Consider the following 10775-nt stretch of genomic DNA (forward strand, 5'->3'; position numbering starts at 1 on the left):
TCACGTTCATATCATTCGCCGATCGCAATGGTTGCAGGCCTTTTCGAGAGGTCCAGTTCCTCCGGCAACGGGCCGCGGTAGCGCGGCCTCCTGTCAGTATCGGAGGTTTTCATGCGCCATTTCGCAATCATTCTCGCCGCCACCACCATGCTCTCCGGGGGGCAGGCGCTGGCGCAGAGCGGCGACTCGTCCGCCAGCGACGATGCGGCCACGCGCCCACCGGTCGCGACCGGGGCGCCGCATGGCGCTGACCAGTCGCCGGCCTTCGAAGGTCAGACCCGGGCGCCCCAGCCGGCGACCGACGTCGCGGTGTCGACGGAGATTGTCGCCGACGATCTGCCGAAGCTGTGGTCGATGGAATTCCTGGCCGATGGCCGCATGCTCGTCGCGGCCAAGGACGGCGCAATGCATATCGTCGGCACCGACGGCACGGTCGGCGAGGCATTGGCCGGCGTGCCGGATGTCGATGCGCGCGGGCAGGGCGGTCTTCTCGATATCGCGCTGGCGCCCGACTTTGCCGACAGCCGGACGATCTTCTTCTCCTTCTCCGAACCACGCGATGGCGGTGTGAACGGCACCAGCGTGGCGGCGGCCGAACTGCGCACCGACGACGCGGGGTCGGGCACGCTGGAGAATGTCCGGGTGATCTTCCGGCAGACACCGGGTTATGCGGGCACCAAGCATTTCGGTTCGCGCCTCGCCTTCGCCCCGAATGGCGACCTTTTCGTCACCGTCGGCGAGCGCTCCGACACGCCGATCCGCAACCAGGCGCAGGATGTCACCTCCGGTCTTGGCAAAATCTTCCGCATCCGCCCGGATGGCTCGCCCGCCGATGGCAGCCCGTTCGTCGATGCGGCCGACGCGCTGCCGGAGATCTGGTCCTATGGTCACCGCAATCTGCAATCGGCAGTGGTCGATGATGCGGGCCAGCTCTGGACGGTGGAACACGGTCCGAAGGGCGGCGACGAACTAAACCGGCCGGAAGAGGGCCTCAATTATGGCTGGCCGGTCATCACCTATGGCATCGACTACAGCGGTGCCCCGATCGGCGAGGGCATCACCGCCCAGGATGGCATGGAGCAGCCGGTCTATTACTGGGACCCGGTGATCGGCCCATCCGGCATGGCGCAGTATCAGGGCGACGAATTCCCCGAATGGCAGGGCGCTCTCCTGATCGGCGGTCTGGTGAGCCAGGGCCTCGTTGTGCTGCAGATCGAAGATGGCCGGGTCGCGACCGAGGCGCGGGTGCCGCTCGACGCCCGAATCCGCGACGTGAAGGTGGGGCCGGATGGTGCCGTCTACGCGGTCACCGAGACGCGCCGCGGCGGCTCCAGCTCGATCCTGCGCCTGACCGCGGGCGAGGGCGGCTGAGCCACGCCAACCGGCGCACGGGACAAGCGTAGGCGCGCTACGTCCCGTGCGACGCAGAACGGACTGCCAGACGCAAAACGGGCCGCGTCCGAAGGAAGCGGCCCGTTTCATGTCTGGTTGATGTCATCGGCCGACGCGTCGGCCTGACAGATCGCTCAGGCGGCGTCCCGCAGGTCGGTCTCGGAGCCAGGGGCGTCCTGCCCCATCGCCTCGATGTCGCTCTCCACCAGAGCGGCGTGCAGCGTGCGCAGCGTGCCGTCATAGTCCTTGTCGTCGATGACGAACTGCAGGTCGACGCGGCGCGTCAGATCCTGCATGCCGAGCGGCGCAATGCCCGCCTCCGACAGGGCCTGCAGAGCGCGCAGGGTCAGGCCCGGCGCCGTCAGGTTGCGGCCGATCACCGAGACGATGGCGACGCGCTCGATCTCGATCTCCGAGGCCGGGAAGCGCTCCGCCAGATCGCGCTCGACGCGCTTCAGCGACTTCATCGAACCGTCGATGAAATGGGTAATCGTATTGGCGTTGCAGGTCTTGGTGACGATCCGCATCTTGTGGCGCGTCAAGACTTCCAGGATCGCCGCGTCGTAACCCTTCACGCCGACCATGTCCTGCTCGAAGAACTGAAGGGCGAAGACACCGCGCAGCCCGGCGATCATGTCGACCCGCGGCTTCGGCGCGCCGCGCTCGTCGAGGATCAGCGTGCCGGAATCCTGTGGCCGGAAGGCATTGCGGACGCGCAGCGGGATGCCGGCCTGGCGCAGGCCCTTGGCGGCGCGGGGATGGATCGCCTCCATGCCCATGTTGGAGAGCTGGTCGGCCACATCGTAATTGGTCCGGCCGATGACGCGGACCTTGTCGAGGCCGACCGTCTTCGGATCGGCACTGCAGAGGTGGAACTCCTTGTGGATCACCGCCTCGCGGGCCTCGGTCAGCGCTGCGACGCGGGCGAAGGTCACCTCGGTGTAGCCGCGGTCGTGGCTCTTCACCAGCGACTCCTTGCACTGGGCATAGCCCGGCAGGATCGGCATCTCGGTGGCGAAGTCGACGTCTTCCAGCGCCGTGCAGATGCGTTCGTCGAGCGACGGCTGGCTGTCGTCGCGCCAGCCCGTCAGATCGACGAAGCGGGCATTGACGCCGCGGTTGCGCAGGAGGAGCGCGGTGACCATCGCCGAATGGGCCTCGCCGAGCGCCGAGACCATCTCGCGGACGGTCATCAGATGCTCTTCGAGACGGAACTGGCCGAAGGAGCAGAGACGGCTCAGGTCGATCAGGCAGCTGCGGACCCCCTCGATCCGCTCGCGCACGAAATCGTCCGCGGCCCGGCGATCGCCGGTGTCGTCGAGGACCTTGGCGTTGATCGCCTGCATGTCGCGACCGACGGCGGTGAGGGCGTCGCCCCAGGCCCATTCGGAATCGGTGCTGGCGAACAACGCATGCACGCCCGGCTCGCCGGTCTTCTTGTGCTCGAGCAGCTTGTCCGTGATGCCGCCATAGGCGGAGACGACGAAAATCCGGTTGTAGAGATCGTCACCCTTGCGGCTGCCGATCAGAACGTTCTCCAGCAATTCCTCATGCCGAAGCATGGATGTTCCGCCGATTTTCTCGACTGTATGGTTGGTCATGGGTCTCTCTCCGGGCAATGCCTGGGATGCGTGTGCCGGGTGGGACGGGCCTTTGGCCGCATCGCGGTTCGGCTTGTGGCCCCGCGCCGGCTGGCAGCCAGCGCGCAGGGCTCTGAACGGATCGGGCGGCGCAAGGCCGCCCGGATCGCAGGGTCTTAGATTGCCTCGCCTTCGAGAGCGTAGGCGCCGGTCTCGTCGTGGACTTCCTTGCCGTTCAGCGGCGGATTGAACACGCAAGCGACCGACATCTCGGTCTTCGGCCGGACGATGTGCCGGTCGTGCTTGTCTAGGACGTACATCACGCCCGGACGCAGATCGTGGACCTCTCCGGTCGCCTTGTCCTCGATCGTACCTTCGCCGGACACCACATAAACCGACTCATAGTGGTTCTTGTAATGGAAGTGGTTCTCGCCACCCGCGTAGAGCGTGGTGATGTGGAACGAGAAGCCGACATTGTCGGACTTCAGGAGGAGGCGGGTGGAATCCCACCCTTCCGACTTGACGAGGCGTTCGGTCTTGCGGGCTTCTGCGAGATCTCTGACGATCATGTGGATACTCCAATTCGGTGAAATGTGCGGGGTGGTGGTGTCTGCAGCCTATTCGGCGGCGACACGCGCCGGCGCACGAAGAACGGTCTCGAAGGCCTCGGCGACGATATCGAGGCCACGCGCGAAGGTCTCATCGGAAATCGTCAGCGGTGCCAGCACCTTGACGATCTCGTCGGACGAGCCAGCGGTCTCGATCACCAGGCCACGCTCGAAGGCTGCGGCACAGATCTCGGCAGCCTTGTCGCCGGACCCGGTGTCGATGCCGCGCATCATGCCGCGACCCTTGACCCGGAAGCCGTAGCTTTCGGCAATGGCGCCGAGGCGCTGGTTCAGATAGTCGGCCTTGCGGCGGATATCCGTGGCGAAGGCATCGTCGGCCCAGAACTTCTCCAGGGCGGCGCGGGCCGTCACGAAGGCATGGTTGTTGCCGCGGAACGTGCCGTTGTGCTCGGCCGGGGTGAAGACGTCGTATTCCGGCTTCACCAGAACCATCGACATCGGCAGGCCGAAGCCCGACAGCGACTTCGCCATGGTGATGATGTCCGGCTGGATGCCGGCAAACTCGAAGGCGAAGAAGTCGCCGCTGCGACCGCAACCCGCCTGGATGTCGTCGATGATCAGTAGTGCGCCGTGCTTCTTGGCGATCGCGCTGAGGCGCTGCAGGAACTCTTTCGACGCGACGTTGAGGCCGCCTTCGCCCTGGATGCACTCCAGGAGGATCGCCGCGGGGGCGTCGATGCCGCTGGACGTATCGCCGAGCATGTCGTCCAGCATCTGCGCGCTGTCGACGCCTTCGCCATGGAAGCCGTCATAGGCCATGCGGGTGACGCCGGTGAGCTGGCTGCGGGAGCCGGCCCGCTGCGAGCCGTTGCCGGTGGCGGCGAGCGCACCGGTGGTGACGCCGTGATAGCCATTGGTGAAGGCGATGACGTTCTCGCGGCCGGTGGCCTTGCGGGCAAGCTTCAGGGCCGCCTCGACGGCGTTGGCGCCGGTCGGCCCCTGGAACATCATGCGATGGTCCATGCCACGCGGCTTCAGGATGCGCTCGCTGAACGAGATCAGGAACGCTTCCTTGGCCTCGGTGAACATGTCGAGGCCGTGGGTCACGCCATCCGACATGATGTAGTCGACCAGCGCCGACTTCATGTCAGGGTCGTTATGGCCGTAGTTCAGCGACGCGCAGCCGGCGAGGAAGTCGATATATTCGCGGCCCTCGATGTCGGTCAGCGTGGCGTTCTGCGCCTTCTTGAAGACCGTCGGGAAGCTGCGGCAATAGCTGCGAACCTCGGATTCGAGGCGTGCAAAGGTGGCGGCGCCCGTCGTGGCGGGCGTTTCGGTGTGGTTCAGCATGTGTCAATCCGTGTTGTTACGAACGGAGCCCGCGGCACGGCGGGCATCAACGTTCTGTCCAGGTTCCGGTCGCGCCCGCAGTCTGCTGCGGGGGCTGGCTGTCAGGCAGCCTGTGCCGTCTGTTCCGGCATGTCGTCGGTCTCGGCGGCGCTTGCATCGATCGGCGCGATCGTCAGCATGTGCTCGCTGTCGTGATCGCCCGAGAAGTGCTCGTCGCCGCACAGCCAGACCTTGTCGGTGATCTTGGCATCGAACTCGTCGGCGACGCCCTCGAACATGCGCCAGGAGGATTTGTTGTCCGGCGTGATCGTGGTCTTCAGGCGCTCGACACCCTCGCAGGATTCGCTGGTGAGGAGGTTCGCGATCAGGCGGCGCGCCAGGCGGCGGCCACGGGCCGCTTCGGCCACGGCGACCTGCCAGACGAACAGGGCTTCCGGCTCTTCCGGCGGACGGTAGGCGGACACCCAGCCGACGATCTCGCCATCCAGCTCGGCCAGCATGCAGGTGCTGGCGAAGTGGGTGCACTGCAGGAAGTTGCAGTACAGCGAATTGTCGTCCAGCGCCTCGCAGGAGTCGATCAGGTCGTGCACCGCCTGCCCATCCTCACGGACGGGATGGCGGAACGTCAAAGGGCTAGAAACGCTGGCCAATTGGGGACGGTGACCTTTATCGGACTTCTGCATGGACGCGCCTCGTACGTTATTTCGTTGAGGCGGAATATTTATACGGTCGAAGCGATAGTCAACCGCCGCGGCGCGCTTGCGGGCGATCTGCGCGGGGATTCGGCACCCGCCTCATCAAGGGTTCATCGCGTTATATCAGTGGTTTGGGCACCTTCCGACAGGGCTCGGAAAAAATATTGATGACGGAATGGGCGGTCGGAGGTCATTTGCTGGTCAAATGATTTCTGCCCCGACCCCAAAGAATCGGTTTGATCGTCGAAGGATCCCTCGCTTATATGGCCCCGCCGCCAGGATGCGGCAGAGGCAAAGGGCCTCGCGGACGATCTCATCGGGGTAAAGCGGAACATGGAGGATCGGGGACGGCAGGCGTTGATCGCCCTCAGGCGGATCATTCGCGCCATGGAATTCAGTGCGCGGCGGCTGGCCAAGGAAACCGGCCTGACGAGTTCGCAATTGACGGTGCTGCGGATCCTCAGCCAGGGCGAGATGACGCCCAGCGCGATCGCGGCGCAGATCGGCCTGACACAGGCCACGGTGACCACGCTGATCGACCGGCTGGTCGAGCGCAAGCTGGTGCAGCGCCGCCGCGGCGAGAGCGACCGGCGGCATATCTGGATCGATCTGACGGAAGAAGGCCACGCCATGCTGGCCAGCATGCCGCCCGATCTCCAGGTCAGCTTCCAGAGCGAGTTCGACCGCATGAAGGACTGGGAGCAGGCGATGGTCGTCGCCAGCCTCGAGCGCATCGCGGGGCTTCTGAACGCCGAGCGCATCGACGCCGGTCCGGTGCTCGAATTTGGCGAGATCGCGACGCCCCGGCCGTAGGCCACGCGGTGGCAGCGGGCCGCCGTCCGATCGTGCAGTTGCGACGACATACCAACGAAAAAGGGCGACCACCGCGGTCGCCCTTTTTCGTTCCGGTCATCGCCGAGCCAACCATGACGGCTCGGCTTCTCCGCCGTCAGCGCGTGACGATCTCCGGGCCCATCAGGCTGTAGGGCAGGAAGGTCGAGAGCGCCGGCACGTAGGTCACCAGGATCAGGAACAGGAACAGGACGCCCACGAAGGGCAGTGCGGCCTTCACCACCTGGACGAGGCTCATGCCGGTGATACCGGAGGTCACGAACAGGTTGAGCCCGATCGGCGGCGTGATCATGCCGATCTCCATGTTGACCACCATGATGATGCCGAGATGGACCGGGTCGACGCCGAGCTCCATGGCGATCGGGAACACGACCGGTGCGACGATCAGCAGAAGGCCCGACGGCTCCATGAACTGCCCGCCGATCAGCAACAGGATGTTCACGGCGATCAGGAAGGTGAACCAGTCGAAGCCGGCGCCCAGCATCATGTCGGTGATCGCCTGCGGAATGCGCTCGGCGGTCAGGACATGGGCAAAGAGCAGCGCGTTGACGATGATGAACATCAGCATCACCGTGGTACGCGACGCCTCCACCATGACCTTGCGCGTGTCCTCGTTGAAGAAGGCTCGGCCGATATTGCGGAACGAGAGCGCGAGGTTGCGCCCCCAGACCGGCAGGCCGGCGCCCAGATGGCCGAGGACGCCCGTCACGCCCGTCCGCTCGCCCCGCCACAGCGTGTAGGCGATGACGAGGATCAGCGAGATGATGCCGCCGACCGTGGCGCGCTCGGCAAAGCTCAACGAGGCCCCGCCAGGCGCGTCGGTGGCGAAGAAGGACAGGATCATCCAGACGAAGAAGAAGGCGACGCCGTAGACCAGTCCCGAGAAGCCGACGCGGGCCTTGCGGCTGTCGGTGGGCAGCACCCAGGGAATGCCCTTCATCGGGCCCATGTCGCGATAGACGAAGATCGCGACGAAGAAGGCGTAGACGGCGGCGACGGCGGCCGCCTCGGTCGGCGTGAAGACGCCGCCATAGATGCCGCCGAGAATGATGACGATCAGGAACAGGCCCCAGCCGGCATCCTTGCCGTGATGGATGATGTTGCCGAAGCCGTGCCAGGGCTCCGCCGGCAGGTTCTTGATCCGCGCCATGACGTAGATGGCGATCATCAGCATCAGGCCGGCGACGGCGCCGGGAATGACACCGGCGAGGAACATGCGGCCGACCGAGACGTCGGTGGCGGCCGAATAGACCACCATGACGATCGAGGGCGGGATCAGGATGCCGAGCGTGCCTGCATTGGCGATGATGCCGGCGGCGAAGTCCTTGCTGTAGCCGACCTTCTGCATGCCGGCGATGGCGATGGTGCCGATCGCGACCACGGTGGCCGGGGACGAGCCCGACAGCGCGGCAAACAGCATGCAGGCCAGCACCGAGGCCATGGCGAGGCCGCCGCGGAAATGACCCACGGTGGCAATAGCGAAGTTGATCAGGCGCCGGGCGACGCCGCCGGTCGACATGAAAGCCGAGGCCAGGATGAAGAAGGGGATCGCCAGGAGGGTGTAGTTCTGGGACGCGGTGAACAGCTGCAACGCGACCGAGGACATGGAGTCGGTCGAGAAGAAGGCGATCAGAATCACCGACGACAGGCCGAGCGAGATCGCCACCGGCACGCCGAGGAACAGCAGGCTCAGGACGAGGATGAAGAGAAGGGTGGTTTCCATCCGTCGTCAGTCCTTCAGCAGGTCTTTGTTTTCCGCCACGAGGTCTTCCGCCTCGTGGCCGGCGATGATCAGTTCACGCTCACCGTTCCAGATCATCACCAGCCCCTGCAGGGCGCGGAAGGCCAGAAGGGCGAGGCCGATCGGCAGTATCAGATAGGCGATCCAGCGCTGCACCCGCTCCTGCATGCCGAAGGCCTCCTGGATGAAGACCGGATAGCGCAGATCGTCGAGGCCGAGCCCGATGTCGAAGAAGCGCTTCCAGTAGAAGATCGCGCCGCCGGAGGAATTGGCGCCGAAGACCGACAGCCAGTCGGCCGACAGCAGCATGATCGCATAGAGCGCGGTGCAGAAGGCGCCGAACAGGGCCACGGCGCGGAACAGCGGCTTGGGGAAGGTGCGGATCAGCGCGTCGACGCCGAGATGGATGCCCTGCTTCAGGCCGTAGCTCATGCCGAACAGGATCATCCAGGCAAACAGGATTCGGGTCAGTTCCAGCGCGCCGGTCCAGCCGCTGTTGAAGCCGTAGCGGGCGACGACCTGCGAGAAGGAGACGAGGGTGATCGCCGCGAGGATGGTGGCGAGAATGTTCTCCTCGATGCGGGTGACCCGGTCGGGCCAGCGCCGTTCGACGAAGAACAGGAGGACGATGAGCGCCAGAATGGCGAGAAACGGCCAGTACGCGCTCATGAATCTCCTCCCGAAACGGCCGATGGCGGCCATGCTGTCCAGTCGACGGTGGCGGCTACTATATCGGACCGCAAAGGGGAAGAGACCCGCCGTCGATACCGTGCATTATTGCGTGGATCGCCTGAAAATCCGGGGCGTCAGCCGGGACTGCGGGGTGACCGGACGCCGTTGGGCGCCCGGTCGCTGGTCAGTCGATCAGTTGGCCGGGTTGGACGCCTGCGCGGCGTCGATCACGTCCTGGCCGACGTCGTCGCGGAAGCGATCCCAGACCGGCTTCATCGTGGAGACCCACTGCTCGCGCTGCTCGTCCGAGAGCTCGCGGATGGTGGAGCCGCTGTCGAGGATGTTCTGACGGTTCTTCGCCTCGGTGTCGGCGACCGCGTCATTGGCGGCCTTGGTGGTCTCGTTGACGATGGTCAGGAACTGCTCGCGAACCTCCGGCTCCAGGCCGTCCAGCCATTCGGTGGAGGTGACGAGCAGATAGGCGAGGGCGGCGTGGTTGGTCTCGGTGATGCCGTCCTGCACCTCGAAGAACTTCTGGGTGTAGATGTTCGACCAGGAGTTCTCCTGCCCGTCCACGACGCCGGTCTGCAGCGCCTGATAGACTTCCGAGAAGGCCAGCTTCTGGGCCGAGGCGCCCATCGCGCTGATCATCGCCTCGGCGACGTCGGAGGTCTGGATGCGGAACTTCAGGCCGTCGGCGTCGCTCGGCACTTCCAGCGGCTTGTTGGCCGAGAACTGCTTCATGCCCGACAGCCAGTAGCCGAGGCCGGTATAGCCGACGTCTTCCATGACGGTCAGCAGTTCCTTGCCGGTGTCGGAGTTGTTGAAGGTCTGGACGGCCGACAGGTCGGAGAACAGGAACGGCAGATCGTAGAGGCGGTACTTCTTGGTGTAGGCCTCGAATTTCGACAGCGACGGCGCGGCAAGCTGCACGTCGCCGAGCAGCAGCGCTTCCAGCACCTTGTCGTCGTCGAACAGGGTGGAGTTCGGGAAGACCTCCATGCAGGCGGTGCCGTTCATCTCCTCGTTGACGCGGTTGGCCAGCAAGGTGGCGGCGTCACCCTTGGGATGACCGGTCGCGGCAACGACATGCGCGAACTTGATGACCATTTCGCCATCGTCGCAGCCTGCCGACTGCGCCATGGCGGCAGAGGCCGTCAGACCGAGAGCGAGGGAGGAGACGGCGCCCAGAAGCAGATTCTTCATCGTGGAAACTCCGGTGTGGTCCAGATCGGACCCGAGTGTAACGAGCGATGCGACCGCCGGGGCGGCACGCATCCATTGTCGCAAGTCGGGTGGGATTTCGGCCGGATCGCGTCACCCGGCCGCCGCGTTGCGACGCTGGCCGAGGCAGCGTGTGTCTCCCGGCAACGGCCTCCCACCGTTGCAATGAGCAGAGGGAAGCAAATGGGACCCGGCTTGGCAAGCACCGCCATGGTAGCACCCCTGGATTGCAGGGGAGAGCTGCACCGGCAGGTGCGAAAACGCCTAGCCGGCGGAGCCGAACGCCTTGAAGGCGACGGTGGTGAAGGTGTCGGCGACGCCGTCGAGCACCTGCAGCTTTTCCGTGACGAAATGGCCGAGATCGCGCCCGTCGTCGAGATAGAACTTGGCGATCAGGTCGTAATGGCCGGAGGTCGAATAGACCTCCGACATTTCCTCGACCGATTCCTGGAGATCGTTGGCGACCGCATAGGCGGCGCCCGGCCGGCACTTGAACTGGACGAAGATGGTCTGCATCGCTTGTCTCCGGCGGTTGCTGTCGCGGCTCAGAAGAAGGCCTGGAGGCCGGTCTGGGCCTTGCCGAGGATCAGCGCATGGACGTCGTGCGTGCCCTCGTAGGTGTTGACGGTCTCCAGGTTCTGGGCGTGGCGCATGACGTGGTACTCGCCCATGATGCCGTTGCCGCCATGCATGTCGCGGG

Annotated in this window: 11 protein-coding genes; 2 read left to right on the forward strand and 9 right to left on the reverse strand. The window is 65.2% G+C overall.

Annotated features, from left to right (window positions below; all coding sequences use genetic code 11):
- Positions 1-147: 147 nt before the first annotated feature.
- Positions 148-1371, forward strand: a complete 1224-nt coding sequence (locus ACEQX1_RS12650) for a PQQ-dependent sugar dehydrogenase (protein ID WP_370196883.1) — start codon at positions 148-150, stop codon at positions 1369-1371.
- Between the two features lie 155 nt (positions 1372-1526).
- On the opposite strand, the gene ACEQX1_RS12655 is transcribed toward ACEQX1_RS12650, so the two are convergent.
- From ACEQX1_RS12655 to ectA, 4 genes are all read right to left on the reverse strand, one after another.
- Positions 1527-2993 (reverse strand): aspartate kinase, encoded by a 1467-nt coding sequence (locus ACEQX1_RS12655; protein ID WP_370196880.1) that lies wholly within the window; start codon positions 2991-2993, stop codon positions 1527-1529.
- A 155-nt stretch (positions 2994-3148) separates the two neighbouring features.
- A complete protein-coding gene (locus ACEQX1_RS12660) occupies positions 3149-3541 on the reverse strand; it encodes an ectoine synthase (protein WP_024350690.1) in 393 nt (130 codons plus the stop codon).
- 48 nt (positions 3542-3589) lie between these two features.
- Positions 3590-4891, reverse strand: coding sequence for a diaminobutyrate--2-oxoglutarate transaminase (gene ectB / locus ACEQX1_RS12665; protein WP_370195543.1), 1302 nt, complete (start codon positions 4889-4891; stop codon positions 3590-3592).
- A 101-nt stretch (positions 4892-4992) separates the two neighbouring features.
- Positions 4993-5574 carry a diaminobutyrate acetyltransferase gene (ectA, locus tag ACEQX1_RS12670; RefSeq protein ID WP_024350692.1) on the reverse strand — a complete coding sequence of 194 codons (582 nt, stop codon included), beginning with the start codon at positions 5572-5574 and terminating at the stop codon, positions 4993-4995.
- Positions 5575-5973: 399 nt separating this feature from the next.
- Between ectA and ACEQX1_RS12675 the strand changes: the two genes are divergently transcribed.
- The gene (locus ACEQX1_RS12675; RefSeq protein ID WP_202797863.1) at positions 5974-6399 is read left to right on the forward strand and encodes a MarR family winged helix-turn-helix transcriptional regulator; all 426 of its coding nucleotides are present in this window, start codon (positions 5974-5976) and stop codon (positions 6397-6399) included.
- A 136-nt stretch (positions 6400-6535) separates the two neighbouring features.
- Here ACEQX1_RS12675 and ACEQX1_RS12680 read toward each other — a convergent pair whose 3' ends face one another.
- The 5 genes from ACEQX1_RS12680 to ACEQX1_RS12700 all read right to left on the reverse strand — a co-directional run.
- Positions 6536-8161 (reverse strand): TRAP transporter large permease, encoded by a 1626-nt coding sequence (locus ACEQX1_RS12680; protein ID WP_370196881.1) that lies wholly within the window; start codon positions 8159-8161, stop codon positions 6536-6538.
- 6 nt (positions 8162-8167) lie between these two features.
- Positions 8168-8848, reverse strand: coding sequence for a TRAP transporter small permease (locus ACEQX1_RS12685; RefSeq protein ID WP_009209576.1), 681 nt, complete (start codon positions 8846-8848; stop codon positions 8168-8170).
- A 195-nt stretch (positions 8849-9043) separates the two neighbouring features.
- Entirely contained in the window at positions 9044-10057 is a 1014-nt protein-coding gene (locus ACEQX1_RS12690; RefSeq protein ID WP_277027747.1) for a DctP family TRAP transporter solute-binding subunit, read from the reverse strand.
- Positions 10058-10339: 282 nt separating this feature from the next.
- On the reverse strand, positions 10340-10591 hold the full coding sequence (locus tag ACEQX1_RS12695) for an Lrp/AsnC family transcriptional regulator (RefSeq protein ID WP_370196882.1): 252 nt from the start codon (positions 10589-10591) through the stop codon (positions 10340-10342).
- Positions 10592-10620: 29 nt separating this feature from the next.
- Positions 10621-10775, reverse strand: a 155-nt coding sequence (locus ACEQX1_RS12700; protein ID WP_370196704.1) for an acyl-CoA dehydrogenase family protein, incomplete at its 5' end; no start/stop codon positions are given.

Source organism: Aurantimonas sp. (genome assembly GCF_964217435.1).
Taxonomy (GTDB): domain Bacteria; phylum Pseudomonadota; class Alphaproteobacteria; order Rhizobiales; family Rhizobiaceae; genus Aurantimonas; species Aurantimonas coralicida.

Coding starts and splice junctions, on each gene's coding strand:
- ACEQX1_RS12650 (WP_370196883.1), top strand. CDS start 148: ATGCTCTCCGGGGGGCAGGCGCTGGCGCAGAGCGGCGACTCGTCCGCC.
- ACEQX1_RS12655 (WP_370196880.1), bottom strand. CDS start 2,993: ATGACCAACCATACAGTCGAGAAAATCGGCGGAACATCCATGCTTCGG.
- ACEQX1_RS12660 (WP_024350690.1), bottom strand. CDS start 3,541: ATGATCGTCAGAGATCTCGCAGAAGCCCGCAAGACCGAACGCCTCGTC.
- ectB (WP_370195543.1), bottom strand. CDS start 4,891: ATGCTGAACCACACCGAAACGCCCGCCACGACGGGCGCCGCCACCTTT.
- ectA (WP_024350692.1), bottom strand. CDS start 5,574: ATGCAGAAGTCCGATAAAGGTCACCGTCCCCAATTGGCCAGCGTTTCT.
- ACEQX1_RS12675 (WP_202797863.1), top strand. CDS start 5,974: ATGGAATTCAGTGCGCGGCGGCTGGCCAAGGAAACCGGCCTGACGAGT.
- ACEQX1_RS12680 (WP_370196881.1), bottom strand. CDS start 8,161: ATGGAAACCACCCTTCTCTTCATCCTCGTCCTGAGCCTGCTGTTCCTC.
- ACEQX1_RS12685 (WP_009209576.1), bottom strand. CDS start 8,848: ATGAGCGCGTACTGGCCGTTTCTCGCCATTCTGGCGCTCATCGTCCTC.
- ACEQX1_RS12690 (WP_277027747.1), bottom strand. CDS start 10,057: ATGAAGAATCTGCTTCTGGGCGCCGTCTCCTCCCTCGCTCTCGGTCTG.
- ACEQX1_RS12695 (WP_370196882.1), bottom strand. CDS start 10,591: ATGCAGACCATCTTCGTCCAGTTCAAGTGCCGGCCGGGCGCCGCCTAT.